Origin of the sequence: Brevibacterium sp. W7.2, from assembly GCF_018137945.1 — a bacterium.
Taxonomy (GTDB): domain Bacteria; phylum Actinomycetota; class Actinomycetes; order Actinomycetales; family Brevibacteriaceae; genus Brevibacterium; species Brevibacterium sanguinis.
In genome coordinates, this window is sequence record NZ_CP073089.1 from 3,103,888 (window position 1) to 3,118,733 (window position 14,846).

The following is a 14,846-nucleotide window of genomic DNA, read 5'->3' on the forward strand; positions in this document are numbered from 1 at the left end:
TGAGGTTGAATGTGGCTATGACTCCGACGATCGTCTGCGCCCCCGATTCCTTCAAGGGCTCCGCCGGCGCACCCGCGGCCGCGGCGGCGCTCGCGCGCGGGGCCCGGCAGGCCTTCCCGGCCGCGACGATCACCGAGCTGCCCTTCGCCGACGGCGGCGAGGGCACCCTCGAGGCCCTCCTCGCGGTGTGGGGAACGCCGGCGCGCACCGTCGACGTCGTCGACGCCCTCGGCCGTCCGACGACCGCCCGCTACGGGCTCTCCGCCGATGGCAGGACCGCGGTCATCGAAGCCGCCCAGGCCAACGGCCTCCCCCAGGTCTCCGACGTCCCCCTCGACCCCGAACGCGCCGGCACGTACGGCGTCGGCCTCATCGCCGCCCAGGTGCTTAACGACGGCGTCGACGAGATCCTCCTGTGCATCGGCGGCTCGGCGAGCACCGACGGCGGCGCCGGGATCGTCGCGGCCCTCGGCGCCGCCCTCACCGACTCCGCCGGGGAGCCGATCGCCCCCGGCGGCGGCGGACTCTCCGGACTCGCCGCCGTCGACGCCTCCGGTCTCGACCCGCGCGCCCGCACCGTGTCGTGGCGCATCGCCGTCGACGTCGACAATCCGCTCACCGGCCCGCGCGGGGCAGCGGCCGTCTTCGGCCCGCAGAAGGGCGCCGACGCCGCGACCGTGACGCGCCTCGATGACAACCTCGCCCATTTCGCCGAGGTGCTCGGCAGCGAGCATGCCGCGACCCCCGGGTTCGGGGCGGCCGGGGGGATCCCGCTGGCGCTCACCGCGCTCCTCGGCGCCGAGGTCGTCCCGGGCTCGCGCATGGTCGCCGAGGCGGTCGGGCTCACCGAGGCCCTCGCCGGCGCCGACCTCGTCCTCACCGGCGAGGGATCGTTCGACTCCCAGTCTCTCGGGGGCAAGGTCGTCGCGGCCGTGCGGGACCACAGCCCTGCCTCGGCGAGCATCATCGTCGTCGCCGGACGCGTCGGACTCACCCCCGCCGAGTGCCGGGAGGCCGGCATCACCGCCGCGCTCTCGATCGCGCCCGGACCGGCGGACCTCCCCGAACTCTCGGCACGCGCCGAGGAGCTCATCGAAGCGACCGCCGCGCACGCGTGTGCGCTCGTGGCGGCCGGACACCAACAGAAAGGGCACTGATCATGGCGAACACACTCACTGTCGGACAGCAGGCACCGGACTTCTCCCTGCAGGATGCGAACGGACGGACCCATTCGAAGGCGGACCTGAGCGGCAAGCGCTTCATCCTCTACTTCTACCCGAAGGCGGCGACGCCGGGCTGCACGACCGAGGCGTGCGACTTCCGCGACAACCTCGCGTCGCTGACCGCGGCGGGCTTCGAGGTGCTCGGGGTCTCCCCCGACGGCCCCGAGGCGCTCCAGGCCTTCGCCGCAGACGAATCGCTGACCTTCCCGCTGCTCTCCGACCCGGATGCGGCCGTCGCGAAGGCCTACGGCAGCTACGGGGAGAAGACCATCGGCGATCGGACCGTCGAGGGCACGCTGCGCTCGACCTTCGTCGTCGACGAGTCGGGTGCGCTCAGCCTCGCCGAGTACAACGTCTCCGCCGACGGCCACGTCCGCCGCCTCCGCGAGACCCTCGACGTCTGACCCGAGACGTCTGACCCGAGACAGCCCTCCGGGCGCTCAGCCGCGTGACTGAGCGCCCGGAGGGCTGTTCAGGCGGGATCGCTCGGCGCTCAGCGAGCGGTGAGGAGCCTGCCGTGCGGGACAGTGAAGTCGACGGGAGCACCGCCGAGCAGCGTGTCGGTGACCCGGCCGCGGACGACGCGCTGATCGTACGCGGTGATCTGGTTGCGGTGGTAGAGCTCGGTCGCCGACACCGTCCACTCCTCGTCGGGAGCGAAGACGGCGAAGTCGGCGTCGCCGCCCACGGCGATCGCGCCCTTGCCCGTGACACGGGCGACGGCGGCCGGGGCCGCGGACATCCAGCGGACCACCTCGGCGAGATCGATGCCGCGCCGCGCCGCCTCCGTCCACACGAGCGAGAGGCCGAGCTGCAGGGACGAGATCCCGCCCCACGCGGCACCGAAGTCACCGGAGTCGAGGAGTTTGAGCTCGGCCGTCGACGGCGAGTGGTCGGAGACGATGCAGTCGATGGTCCCGTCGATGAGTCCCTGCCACAGCGCCTCGCGGTTGGACTCCTCCCGGATCGGCGGGCAGCACTTGTGGGTCGTCGCCCCGTCGGGGATCTCCTCGGCGGTGAGGACGAGGTAGTGCGGGCACGTCTCGACGGTGAGCCTCACCCCCTCGGCCTTCGCCGCGGCGATCTGCGGCAGGGCGTCGGCCGAGGACAGGTGGAGGATGTGGGCCCGCCCGCCGGTCTCCCGCGCCGCCTCGATGACGTGGGCGATCGCGACGTTCTCGGCCTCGCGCGGACGCGAGGCGAGGAAGTCGGCGAACTTCTGGCCGTGCGCCGTCGGCGCCGTGGCCATGACTCCGTGGTCCTCGGCGTGGACGATGAGGAGACCGTCGAAGCTCGCGATCTCGGCGAGGTCGGCCGTCATCTCCGCAGGCGTCAGCGGCGGGAACTCCTCGACTCCGGAGTCCTCGAGGAAGCACTTGAACCCGTAGACTCCGGCGTCGTGGAGGGGGCGCAGATCGTCGCGGTTGCCGGGGATCGCCCCACCCCAGAAGCCGACGTCGACGAAGGCCTTGGGACCGGCGACGGCCCGCTTCGTCTCCAGCGCCGCGACGTCGACGGTCGGCGGCAGGGAGTTGAGCGGCATGTCGACGATCGTCGTCACCCCGCCGGCGGCCGCGGCCCGGGTCGCCGAGGCGAATCCCTCCCACTCGCTGCGGCCGGGGTCGTTGACGTGGACGTGGGTGTCGACGAGCCCGGGCAGGAGCACGCGGGTGTCGTCGACCTCGACGATCCGCGTGTCCGCCGAGGCGGTCGCCGCAAGGTCCTCGCCGTCGGCGGCGACCGCGACGATGACGCCGTCCCTGACCGCCACCTCGGCGGGTCCGACGCCTGCGGGCAGGATCGCCCGGCGGGCGCGGATGATGAGATCGACCGCCTCGGTGCCGGTCCCGGCATCGGTCGCAGTGGTGGGTGTGCTCATGGATTCCTCCTCAGTGTCCCGACGACTCAGTGTCCCGGCGACTCAGTGTCCCGCCGACCGTCGGCTGCCCCGCTCACGGGGCCATGGTATACCGAAGCACCGGTGCGGTGCTCCTCACTTCGCCGCGACGAGCTCGCTCAGCGGGGTGAGCGCCGTCGGGGCATCGGCCGGGGTCTGCGCGAGGACGTCGAACTCGTTGATCGCGTCGAGCGCGAGACCCATCGAGATGTTCGTGACGCGCTCGAGGATGATCTCGACGACGACGGGCACCTGGTGCTCCTCCATGAGCTCCTTGGCCACCCGCAGACCCTCGCCGATGAGCTCGGGGTCCTCGACGCGCAGCGCCTTGCAGCCGAGCCCCTGCGCGACGGCGACGTGGTCGACGCCGTAGCCCGCGGACTCCCCGGAGGCGTTGATGTTGTCGAAGGCGAGCGAGACCTGATAGTCCATCTCGAATCCGCGCTGCGACTGCCGGATGAGGCCGAGGTAGGAGTTGTTGACGACGACGTGGACGTAGGGGATCTTGTGCTGCGCCCCGACGGCGAGCTCCTCGATCATGAACTGGAAGTCGTAGTCGCCGGAGAGCGCGACGACCGTCTCCCCCGGTTTGCCCTTCGCGACGCCGAGCGCCGCCGGTCCCGTCCAGCCGAGCGGACCCGCCTGGCCGGCGTTGATCCAGTGCCGGGGCCGGTAGACGTGGAGCATCTGCGCGCCCGCGATCTGGCTGAGCCCGATCGTCGAGACGTACGTGACGTCCTCGCCGAAGGCCGCGTTCATCTCCTGGTAGACGCGCTGCGGCTTGATCGGCTTCTCCGTGTAGTTCGTCTTCCGGTGCTCCGTCGCCTTCCGCGCCGTGCACTGGCCGGCCCACTCCGTGAAGTCCGGCAGCGCCGCGGCGCCCGTGCGTGCCCGCGCGGCCGCGAGCAGGGCGTCGAGGGCGGCACCGGCGTCGGAGACGACGCCGTAGTCCGGCGCGAAGACGCGCCCGATCTGCGTCGGCTCGATGTCGATGTGGACGAACGTCCGACCCTTGCGGTAGACGGCGAGGTCGCCGGTGTGGCGGTTGGCCCACCGGTTGCCGATGCCGATGACGAGGTCGGAGTCGAGGAACGAGGCGTTGCCGTAGCGCACATGCGTCTGGATGCCGACCATGCCGGCGGCCAGCGGGTGGCTGTCGGGGATCGTCCCCCAGCCCATGAGCGTCGGCGAGACGGGGATCGAGGTGAGCTCGGCGAATTCGACGAGGCGATCCGCGGCATCGGCATTGATGATCCCGCCGCCGGCGATGATGAGCGGGTGCTTCGCCGCGGCGATGAGATCGAGGATCTTCTCCGCCTGCGCCGAGGTGGCTGCCGGCTTGTCGACCCCGAGCGGTTCGTAGGTGTCGATGTCGAAGTCGATCTCCGTCTGCTGGACGTCGATCGGCAGGTCGATGAGGACGGGTCCGGGGCGGGCCGAGCGCATGAGCTGGAACGCCTTCTGGAACACGCCGGGCACCTGACCGGCTTCGAGGACGGTCTTCGCCATCTTCGTCACCGGTGCGGCGATCGCGGCGATGTCGACGGCCTGGAAGTCCTCCTTGTCGAGCACGGCCACCGGCGCCTGCCCGGTGATGCAGAGGATCGGCTGGGAGTCAGCGGCCGCGGCGTAGAGTCCGGTGATCATGTCCGTGCCGGCCGGGCCCGAGGTGCCCAGGCACACGCCGATGTTGCCGGCCGCTGCCCGGGTGTAGCCGTCGGCCATGTGCGAGGCGCCCTCGACGTGGCGGGCCAGCGTGTGGCGGATGCCGCCGTGGGCCCGCATCGCCGAGTAGAGCGGGTTGATCGCGGCACCGGGCAGGCCGAAGGTCTCGGTCGCGCCCTCCTTTTCGAGGATGAGGACGATCGCGTCGACTGCGCGCATTCTCGTCATCACGCCGCCCCTTCCTGAGCCGTGGTCTCCTGCGCCGCGGCGGTGTCGTCCGCGGCGGTGTCGCCCGAACCCGAGAGCTGTTCGACGACGGTGAGGAGACCGGAGTGGTCGAGGCCGCCGTTGCCCTGGGCGACGGTGGCGGCGACGAGCTGGGCGACGGCGGCGCCGAGCGGGATCGCCACGCCGGCCTCGCGGGCGGCGGCGGTGACGATGCCCATGTCCTTGTGGTGCAGCGCGAGGCGGAAGCCGGGGGCGAACTCGCGGTCGAGCATCTTCTGCCCCTTCTGCTCGAGCACCTTCGATCCGGCGAGACCGCCGCCGAGGACCTGGAGCGCGGAGGCGGTCTCGACGCCGTAGGCCTCGAGGAAGACGACCGCTTCGGCGAGGAGTCCGATGTTGCCGGCGACGATGAGCTGGTTCGCGGCCTTGACGGTCTGCCCCGAGCCCGAGGGTCCGACGCGGACGATCGTCTTGCCGACGGCGTCGAAGACGTCCGCGGCGGCGTCGAAGTCGGCCTCCTCGCCGCCGACCATGATCGAGAGCACGCCGTCGATCGCGCCGGGCTCGCCGCCGGAGACGGGAGCGTCGAGCGGCTTGAGGCCCGCCTCCTTCGCCTGCGCGGCGAGATCCTTGGCGACATCGGGACGGATCGTCGAGAAGTCGATCCACGTCGCACCGGCGTCGGCGGCGGCGAGGATGCCGTCGTCGCCGGTGAGCACGGCTTCGACATCGGGTGAGTCGGGGACCATCGTGATGATGAACTGGGCGCCGGCGACCGCCTCGGCGATCGAGTCCGCGGCCTCACCGCCGGCGGCGGCGAGCTCCTGCGCCTTCGCCGGGGTGCGGTTGTAGCCGCGCACGGTGAAGCCGGCCTTGACGAGGTTCTTCGCCATCGGCAGTCCCATGATGCCGAGTCCGATGAATCCGATTGTTGTGCTCATGATGGAAGTCCTTACTGGTCGTAGTCGATGGGTCAGCGGGCGAGCCACGCGAAGGCGGTATCGCGGTCCTGCTTGTACTCGAGGGCGATGCCGCCGGAGTAGCCGAGCTCGAGGGAGCGGGCGATCCACGCCTCGAGCGGGAGCTGCCCGGTGCCCGGTGCCCCGCGGCCCTCGGCGTCGGCGATCTGGATGTGTCCGAAGCTCGCGGCCCCGGTCTCGATGGCCGCGGCGACGTCGTCGCCGTTGACGGCGAGGTGGTAGAAGTCGGCGAGGACGGCGATGTTCTCCGTGCCTGCGGCCCGCACCTGGTCAACGACGGCGGCGGCCTCGGCCGCGGTCTTGAGCGGGTAGGCCTCGGCCCCGGAGATCGGCTCGACGAGGACGGTGCCCTCGACCGCGGCGGCGACGACGGCGAGGTTCTCCAGTGCCACGGCGTCCTGCTCCTCCGGGCTCGAGTCGTCGACTCGGAGGCCGTAGAGGGCGTTGAACGCCCGGCAGCCGGTGCGGCGGCCGATCTCGGCGACGATGGCCGCGTTCGCGGCGACGTCGGCCTGCGCGCCGGGGATCGAGATCATCCCGCGGTCGCCGCCGGCCATGTCGCCGGCCCAGAAGTTCAGCCCCTTGAGCTCGACCCCGGCGTCCTCGAGCGAGGCGACTAAGGCGTCGACCTCGTCCTGGCTCGGGGTCGGGTTGCCGTCGAAGGGCCACCAGAACTCGACCTTGTCGAAGCCTGCGTCCTTCGCCGCCTGGGCGCGCTCGAGCACCGGGAGTTCGGTGAGCAGGGTGGAGCAGTTGAGGATGTAGCTGTCTGCCTGAGTGAAGTCGAACGACATCGGGGTCTCCTTCGCGACTCTGCGAGTTTCCGTATTACGGAAGTTAGTTTCCGTTGGATGAAATCAGCATACGCATCGTCGGCGCGGAGAGTCAAGACCCTTGCACCGAAGACTCAGCCCTTGACGAGCTCGCCGTCGATCCACACGCGGGAGACGTCGGCGGGGGTGCCGAGGGCGAAGATCTTCGCGAGCGCGTCCTCATCGGAGCCCGCATGCGCGATGCCGACGTCGAGCGGCTGCCCGGCCGTGGGGTCGATCCACACGGCGTCGAAGCGCTTGCCCACCGACAGGTCGCCGACCTCGGCGTCCAGTCCGAGCGCTGCGGCCCCGGCCGAGGTGGCGAGGTGAAGGAGGTGCGTCGACGTCAGCGGGACTCCCCCGGCCGGGTCGAGCTGCTGCATGAAGTACGCCTGCACGCCCTCTTTGAGCAGGGAGAACCCGATGCCGGCGCCGACGTCGGAGCCGAGCGCGACCCTCACTCCGGCGTCGAGGTGGCGGCGCAGCGGGAAGAACCCGCTCGCGAGGGCGGAGTTCGACGTCGGGCAGTGCGCGGCCGCCGCTCCGACCTCGGCCATCCGCGTCAGCTCCCGGTCGGTGGGGTGGACGTTGTGGGCGAGGATCGTCTGCGCGCCGAGCAGCCCGGCCCGATCGTAGGTGTCGAGGTAGTCGCGGGACTCGGGGTGGATCTCTGCGACCCCGGTGATCTCGTCGCGGTTCTCGTTGAGGTGGGAGGTCACCCAGATGCCCGGGTTGTCCCTGACGAGACCGCCGCCGGCGGCGAGCAGCTCGGGTCCCGCGGAGAAGGAGAACCGCGGGGTCACCGCGAAGCGCAGCCGCCCTCTCCCGTGCCAGCGGTCGATGAGCTCCTGGCTCTCGGTCACCGAGCGGTCGACGTCGGTGAGGAGGACCTCGGGGAGGTTGCGGTCGCTGGTGACCAGTCCCGTCGTCATCCGCAGCCCCACCTCGGCGGCGGAGGCGAAGAGGATGTCGACGGCGGAGGCGAAGTGCGATCCGAAGACCATCGCCGAGGTGGTCCCCGCCGAGGTCAGGCCTGTGAGGAACTCGTGGGCCACGGCACGGGCGTAGGCGTCGTCGCCGAGCTTCGACTCCTCGGGGAGGGCCGCCTCGTCGAGCCAGTCGAGGAGCGGCTTGCCGAGGTGGCCGATCGCCCGGACCTGCGGGTAGTGGACGTGGGTGTCGACGAACCCGGGCAGGAGGACCCCTGAGCGGAGGTCGGCGACCTCGGCGTAGGGGTGGCGCTCCCGCGCGGTCGCGAAGTCGGTGCGGGCGACGATGCGGCCGGCGTCGACGACGAGCGCGACATCGGCGTCGCTGCGCAGGGTGCCGCCGGTGAACGGATCGGTCGGGGTGTCGAGGATGCGGGCACGGAAGATCTGCATGGGGTGGACTCCTGAAGTCTGGAAGGTGGAATGGATCGGGTCAGGGCAGGCGGCTGAGCAGGTCGCCGGCGACGCTCACGGCGATCGTCGCCGGGCGCTTGCCGCTGACTGCGGGCAGGCCGATCGGGCACATGATCGTGTCGACGGCCTCGGGCGCATGCCCTTCGGTCTGGAGGGCCCGGCGGAAGCGCTGCCATTTCGCGCTCGAGCCGATGAGGCCGATGGAGCCGAGGTCTCCGCGCGTGAGCGCGGCGGCGCAGAGGTGGAGGTCCTCGGCGTGGTCGTGGGTCATGATGAGCACGTGCGCGCCGGCGGGCAGGCTCATCAGCACCTCTTCGCCGACGACGGCGAAGTGGCGGGTCACGGCGGCCACCGGGGCTTCGAGATGGTCGAGTTCGCTCAGCTGCTCTGGCCGCGAATCGGACACATGGAGGTCGATGTCGTGGCGGGCGAGGATGCGGGTGAGTTCGAGCCCGATGTTGCCGATCCCGAAGATCGCGACGACGGCGGGCACGGGCAGCGGTTCGAGGAGGAGGGTGACCTCTCCCCCGCAGCACTGCCGCCCGTACTGCGCCGGGGCCTTGTCGTTGAGCCGCAGGCTGAGCATCTCGGGTTCGCTCTCCCCGCCGTCGAGGAGTGCGCGGGCACGGGTGACGGCCGTCATCTCGAGATTGCCTCCGCCGATGGTCCCGAAGAGGTCATCGGCGGAGACGATCATCTTCGCGCCGGCTTCCCGGGGGGCGTGTCCCCGGACCGAGGCGAGGGTGACGAGGACGGCCGGCACCCGAGCGCTGCGAAGCTCGGCTGCGGTGTCCATCCAGGTCATGACGGCACGGGCTCCCGGGAGCGGACGGCCTCGAGTGCCCAGAACACGGCCTCCGGGGTCGCCGGGGATGCGAGTTCGACGACGGTGCCCGGGGCCCCGAAGGCGCCGACGGCCTCCCGCAGGGCCTCGCGGACGGAGAACGCGAGCATGAGCGGGGGTTCGCCGACGGCCTTCGAGCCGTAGACCGCGCCCTCCTCATGGGCCTTCTCCAGCAGCGCGACGTTGAAGACCTCGGGCATCTCGGAGAAGCTCGGGATCTTGTACGTGCTCGCGGCCTGCGTCGCCAGCCGTCCGCGGCTGGGCTTGTCGCTGTCGTCCCAGCGCAGGTCCTCGAGCGTGAGCCACCCGGCGCCCTGGACGAAGCCGCCCTCGATCTGGCCGAGGTCGATGAGCGGGGAGAGCGAATCCCCGACGTCGTGGACGATGTCGACGCGGCGCAGCGTGTACGAGCCGTCGAAGCGGCTGACCTCGACCTCGCTGACGGCCGCCCCGTACGCGAAGTACTTGAACGGCTCCCCGCGCATCTCCGCGAGGTTCCAGTGGAGTCCCTCGGTGCGGTAGAAGCCGGAGGCCGAGAGCTGGATCCGCTGGAAGTACGCGGTGTTGATGAGCTCCTCCCACGTGATCGTCTTCGCCGACGAGAGGGCGCTGACGATGCCGCGGCTGATCTCGACCTCGTGGGCGGGCGCCCCGAGGAGGCCCGCGGCGACGTGCCTGAGCCGACCGAGGATCTGCTCGCACGCGTCCTTGACGGCTCCCCCGTTGAGGTCGGAGCCGGAGCTCGCCGCCGTCGCCGAGGTGTTGGGGACCTTGTCCGTGCGCGTGGGCGCGAGCCGCACCGTCGACAGCGGGACCCCGAGGCTCGTGGCCGCGACCTGGAGCATCTTCATGTGCAGGCCCTGCCCCATCTCCGTGCCGCCGTGGGTGACGAGGACGGAGCCGTCCTTGTAGACGAGGACGAGGGCCCCGCCCTGGTTGAAGGCGGTGAGGTTGAAGGAGATCCCGAACTTCACCGGCGTGATCGCCAGCCCCCGCTTGACGTCGTCGTGGGCGGCGTTGAACTCGGCGATCTCCGCCCGCCGGGTCTCGACGTCGCCGGCGGCGAGCACCTGATCCCAGCACGCCTCCATCCGGTCGGGATGGCGCACGGGCTGGTAGTACGGGGTGTCCTGTCCGGCCTGGTAGAAGTTGCGTCGGCGCAGCTCGGCGGCGTCGATGCCCAGCTGCGGGGCGACGCGGCCGAGGATGTCCTCCATGACGAGCATCCCCTGCGGTCCGCCGAACCCGCGGAACGCCGTCTGCGAGGTCTTGTGGCATTTCGCGATGCGTCCGTGGACGCGGATGTTGGGCACCCAGTACGCGTTGTCGATGTGGCACATCGCGCGGGTGAGCACGGGTTCGGAGAGGTCGAGGCTCCACCCGCCGTCGGCGGTGAGCGTCGCCTCGAGGGCGAGGATCCGCCCGTCGTCGTCGAACCCGATCCGCCAGGTCGAGTGGAAGCCGTGGCGCTTGCCGGTCATCGTGATGTCGAGGGTGCGGCTCAGCCGCAGCCGCACGGGGCGGCCGGTGAGCTTCGCGCCGAGGGCGGCGAGGGCGGCGTAGCCGTGGGGCTGCATCTCCTTGCCGCCGAATCCTCCGCCCATCCGCAGGCACTGGACGGTCACCTCGTTGGCGGGGATCCCGAGGACATGGGAGACGATGTCCTGGGTCTCCGTCGGATGCTGGGTCGAGCACTGGATGAAGACCTGGCCGTTCTCGTCGACGTGGGCGAGCGAGGCCTGGGTCTCGAGGTAGAAGTGCTCCTGGCCGGCGAACTCGAACTCTCCTGCGAAGACGTGCGCGGCGTCGGCGAAGGCCCCGTCGACGTCGCCCTTGTCGATCGTCGGCTGGATGCCGTGGAAGCTGCCGGCGGCGATCGCCTCGGGGACGGTGACGAGCGACGGCAGCGGGGTGACCTCGGCGGTGACGGCCTGCGCTCCGGCCTTCGCGGCTTCGAGGTCCTCTCCGAGGACCCAGGCCAGGGGCTGGCCGAAGTACATGATCTCGTCGACGGGCAGCATCGGCTCGTCGTGTTTGACGCCCTGGTCGTTGACGCCGGGGATGTCCGCGGCGGTGATGACCCGCACGACCCCGGGCACCGCGAGGGCGGGTGCGGTGTCGAGGGAGTCGAGGCGCGCGTGCGCGTGCTCGGACCTCACCGGGAATGCGTGGAGGACGCCGGTCAGGCGCCCGACGAGGTCGTCGGTGTAGAGGGCGGCGCCGGTGACGTGGCCGAACGCGCTTTCGTGGTGGTGGCTCTCGCCGACGACGGGGTCGGCGGGGCGCTGGGACAGCTGGCTCATCGTCCGGCCTCCTCGGTCATCGCGGCGAGCTGTTCGGCGTAGAACCGCTCGAGGGAGGAGCGGAGCATCGCCGTGCGGTACTGCGCGCTCGCCCGGTGGTCGTCCATCGGCGTGCCCTCCGCGGCGAGCGTCTCCGCCGCCGCGTGGACGGTCTCGAGCGTCCAGGGCCGGCCTTCGAGCTCGGCTTCCGTCGCCCGGGCCCGCAGCGGTGTCGCGGCCACTCCGCCGAGGCCGATGCGGGCCTTGACCACCACCCCGTCGACGACGTCGACGGCGTAGCCGATCGCGACGGAGGAGATGTCGTCGAAGCGCCGCTTCGCGATCTTCTGGAACGACGTCAGGGGTGTCAGCGGCAGGGGGATCCGCACCGCGGAGATGAGTTCGCCGGGCTGCCGCACGGTCTGCCGGTAGCCGGTGAAGTAGTCGGCGAGCGGCACGGTGCGCTCACCGTCGCGCGAGGCGAGCACGAGCTCGGCCTCGAGGGCGAGGAGGGCCGGCGGGGTGTCCCCGATCGGCGATCCGGTGCCGAGGTTGCCGCCGATCGTCGCCCCGTTGCGGATGAGGCGGGAGGCGAACTGCGGGAAGAGCTTGCCGAGCAGCGGCACGCTGCCGGCGAGTCCGCGTTCGACCTCGCTCAGGGTCAGGGCGGCGCCGATCTCGATGTGGTCGGCGGTGCGCCGGATGCCGCGCAGCTCGGGCAGCCGGTCGATGGCGAGAAGCGACTTCGCGCGCACGCCCTTGATGTTGACCTCGACACCCCAGTCGGTGGCGCCGGCGACGAGGAGGACGTCGGGGTCGTCGGCGAGGATGCCGAGCGCCTCGGCGAGGTCGGCGGGGCGGCGATAGCGGCCCAGCTCCCCGGTCGGGGTGTCGGGGCGGTGGAGATCGGTGGGCGCCGAGGCGGGGGCGGGGTCGGCCATCCGGGCGGCCAGGGTGTCGGTGGCCTCTGGGGTGCCGAGTGCCTGTGCGGCGTCCTTGATCGGACGGTATCCGGTGCAGCGGCAGAGGTTGCCCGAGAGCGCGTGGAGATCGAACTCCTCCCGTCCGGGGCGGTAGTATTCGGCGGCCATCGAGCAGATGAAGCCGGGTGTGCAGTAGCCGCACTGGGATCCCCCGCGCACGGCCATCTCCTCGGCGACGGGGTGGATGTGGTCACCGGCCGAGAGTCCCTCGGCCGTGATGACCTCCTGGCCGTCGAGGGCCGCGGCCGGCAGGAGACAGGAATTCACCGACGTCCAGCGGGTCGTGCCGTCGCCGTCGGGTCGCGCGATGAGGATCGCGCAGGCTCCGCATTCGCCTTCCGCGCAGCCTTCCTTGGCTGCGGTCAGGCCCTCGCCGCGGAGGAAGTCGAGGGCATTGGTATGGGTGGGACCGTCGAAGTCGCGATCGGTGCCGTTGACCGAGATCCGACAGGCCGAGCGTTCTGTGGTCGACGCTGACATCGCACTCACCTCCTGCGCCTCAGCGAGGAGGCGCACAGTGCATGGTTGGAACAGTTGCGCTGGCTCTCCGAGACTTCTGGTTATCCATGCGAACAGCAGCGGAGAGCGGTCGGCGGGGCGTCATCGCCCCGCGGGCGTCAGTCGCCGTGGGCGATCTGTCCCTTCCCCCACGCGGTGTGCTCCGTCACAATGCTCATCCTCCCAAGATAGCCGAAATGGGGCCGCGAACGAAGTAGAGGACGAATCCGGCGGAGACGATCCACAGCAGCCAGTGGACGTGCTGTCCGCGACGGCTGAACGCGTGGATGAGCGCCCACGAGATGAAGCCGACGCCGATGCCGTTGGCGATCGAGTAGGTCAGCGGCATCGTCACCATGGTGAGGAAGACCGGCAGCGAGGTGCGGAAGTCGCTGAGGTCGATCTCGCGGATCTGCGTGACCATCATGGCGCCGACGACGACGAGGGCGGCGGCGCCGGCCTCCATCGGGATGACGCCGATGAGCGGGGCGAAGAACATCGAGAGGAGGAAGAGTACACCGGTGACGATCGCGGCCAGTCCGGTTCTCGCGCCTTCGGCGATGCCGGCGGCGGAGTCGACGAACACCGTGTTCGACGAGGCGGACGCGCCACCGCCGGCGACGGCGCCGAGGCCCTCGATGACGAAGGCGCTGCGGATGCGGGGGAACATGCCGTCCTTCGTCTGGAGTCCCGCGCTGCGGGCCAGACCCGTCATCGTGCCCATCGCGTCGAAGAAGTTCGTGAACACGAGGGTGAAGACGAGCATCGTCGCAGCGAGCACGCCGATGCGCTCGAAGGCTCCGAAGAGGTCGAACGCGCCGATGAGCCCGAAGTCGGGCAGCGCGACGATCTGGTCGGGCAGCTGCGGTGCGCTGAGGTTCCAGCCGGCCGGGTCGGGGTTGACCGGGTCGCCGACGGTGCCGAGCTTCGCGAACGCCTGGATGATGATCGCGGCGATCGTCGCGACGATCATGCCGATGAGGATGCCGCCGGGCACCTTCCGCGCGACGAGGACGCCGATGAGGATGAGGGCGCCGATGAACACGAGCGTCGGCAGCGACGTGATCGACCCGTCCTGTCCCAGCTGCACGGGCGGACCGGCCGGGGTGCGGGTGACGAAGCCGGAGTTGACGAACCCGATGAACGCGATGAAGAGGCCGATGCCGACCGTGATGGCGATCTTGAGCGCGTGGGGAACCGCGTTGAAGATCGCCGTGCGGATGCCGGTGGCGCCGAGGAGGACGATGATGATGCCGTTGATGATGACGAGTCCCATCGCCTCGGCCCAGGTCACCTCCTGGACGACGGAGACGGCGAGGAAGCTGTTCATCCCCAGGCCGGCGGCGAGCGCGAACGGCAGCTTGGCGATGACGCCGAAGAGGATCGTGATGAGTCCCGCGACGAGCCCGGTGACGGCCGTGAGCTGAGCGAAGTCGAGCGTGCCGCCGGCGACGTCGGCGGAGCCGCCGAGGATGAGCGGGTTGAGCACGACGATGTAGGCCATCGCGACGAAGGCGACGATGCCTCCGCGGATCTCCTGCTTGACCGAGGAACCGCGCTTGGTTATCTCGAAGAATCTGTCCAGTGCGCCCGAGCTGCGGGCGGCGGCGTCCGTGTCCTGCCGCTGGTCGTCGTTCGACACTTCTTTGTCTGCCATTGTCATGGACCACCTCAAACTGTTCGATTTGGTCGGCTGTGACATCGTCGTCGCAGCCCTGCGCCTTGAACGTGCGCAACGAAAGAGAAATATCCTTCCATGATGCGGAAAAATATTTCTATTTCATCCCGACAGTCTCGCGTCTCACGGTCGGTGTGTCAATCGTCACAGGCGAAGTGCAACCCATTCGAGACCCTGGCCGTGACGGGCCCGGACACACGAAAACCCCCGGCTGACCAGGGGTTTTCATTGGCGGTGGCGGTGGGATTTGAACCCACGGTACGGGGTTACCGTACACAACATTTCGAGTGTTGCACCTTCGGCCGCTCGGACACGCCACCGCCGACAACAATACAGTCGGTGCCGGGAGCGGG

General features: G+C 70.5%; 11 protein-coding genes and 1 tRNA gene. 2 read left to right on the forward strand and 10 right to left on the reverse strand.

What is annotated here, in order from left to right; translation table 11 throughout:
• Positions 1-17 precede the first annotated feature (17 nt).
• Positions 18-1,157, forward strand: a complete 1,140-nt coding sequence (locus J9315_RS14025) for a glycerate kinase (RefSeq protein WP_211978085.1) — start codon at positions 18-20, stop codon at positions 1,155-1,157.
• Between the two features lie 2 nt (positions 1,158-1,159).
• The gene (locus tag J9315_RS14030; RefSeq protein WP_211978086.1) at positions 1,160-1,627 is read left to right on the forward strand and encodes a peroxiredoxin; all 468 of its coding nucleotides are present in this window, start codon (positions 1,160-1,162) and stop codon (positions 1,625-1,627) included.
• 89 nt (positions 1,628-1,716) lie between these two features.
• Here J9315_RS14030 and allB read toward each other — a convergent pair whose 3' ends face one another.
• The 10 genes from allB to J9315_RS14080 all read right to left on the reverse strand — a co-directional run bounded on the left by allB (position 1,717) and on the right by J9315_RS14080 (position 14,813).
• Positions 1,717-3,102: an allantoinase AllB gene (gene allB / locus J9315_RS14035; protein WP_211978087.1), complete on the reverse strand. Its 1,386-nt coding sequence runs from the start codon at positions 3,100-3,102 to the stop codon at positions 1,717-1,719.
• 114 nt (positions 3,103-3,216) lie between these two features.
• Positions 3,217-5,013: a glyoxylate carboligase gene (gcl, locus tag J9315_RS14040; protein WP_211978088.1), complete on the reverse strand. Its 1,797-nt coding sequence runs from the start codon at positions 5,011-5,013 to the stop codon at positions 3,217-3,219.
• Entirely contained in the window at positions 5,013-5,990 is a 978-nt protein-coding gene (locus J9315_RS14045) for a 2-hydroxy-3-oxopropionate reductase (protein ID WP_282959878.1), read from the reverse strand. The genes gcl and J9315_RS14045 overlap by 1 nt, the downstream gene beginning before the upstream one ends.
• On the reverse strand, positions 5,987-6,787 hold the full coding sequence (locus tag J9315_RS14050; RefSeq protein ID WP_211978090.1) for a TIM barrel protein: 801 nt from the start codon (positions 6,785-6,787) through the stop codon (positions 5,987-5,989). The genes J9315_RS14045 and J9315_RS14050 overlap by 4 nt, the downstream gene beginning before the upstream one ends.
• A gap of 113 nt (positions 6,788-6,900) precedes the next feature.
• A complete protein-coding gene (gene guaD / locus J9315_RS14055; RefSeq protein WP_211978091.1) occupies positions 6,901-8,187 on the reverse strand; it encodes a guanine deaminase in 1,287 nt (428 codons plus the stop codon).
• Positions 8,188-8,227: 40 nt separating this feature from the next.
• Complete coding sequence (xdhC, locus tag J9315_RS14060; protein ID WP_349251966.1) at positions 8,228-9,013, reverse strand: xanthine dehydrogenase accessory protein XdhC; 786 nt, start codon at positions 9,011-9,013, stop codon at positions 8,228-8,230.
• On the reverse strand, positions 9,010-11,355 hold the full coding sequence (xdhB, locus tag J9315_RS14065; protein WP_211978092.1) for a xanthine dehydrogenase molybdopterin binding subunit: 2,346 nt from the start codon (positions 11,353-11,355) through the stop codon (positions 9,010-9,012). The genes xdhC and xdhB overlap by 4 nt, the downstream gene beginning before the upstream one ends.
• Entirely contained in the window at positions 11,352-12,797 is a 1,446-nt protein-coding gene (locus tag J9315_RS14070) for an FAD binding domain-containing protein (protein ID WP_211978093.1), read from the reverse strand. The genes xdhB and J9315_RS14070 overlap by 4 nt, the downstream gene beginning before the upstream one ends.
• Positions 12,798-12,990: 193 nt before the next feature.
• Positions 12,991-14,472, reverse strand: coding sequence for an NCS2 family permease (locus J9315_RS14075; RefSeq protein ID WP_232623839.1), 1,482 nt, complete (start codon positions 14,470-14,472; stop codon positions 12,991-12,993).
• A 250-nt stretch (positions 14,473-14,722) separates the two neighbouring features.
• A tRNA-Ser gene (locus J9315_RS14080) sits at positions 14,723-14,813 on the reverse strand.
• Between the last annotated feature and the right edge of the window lie 33 nt (positions 14,814-14,846).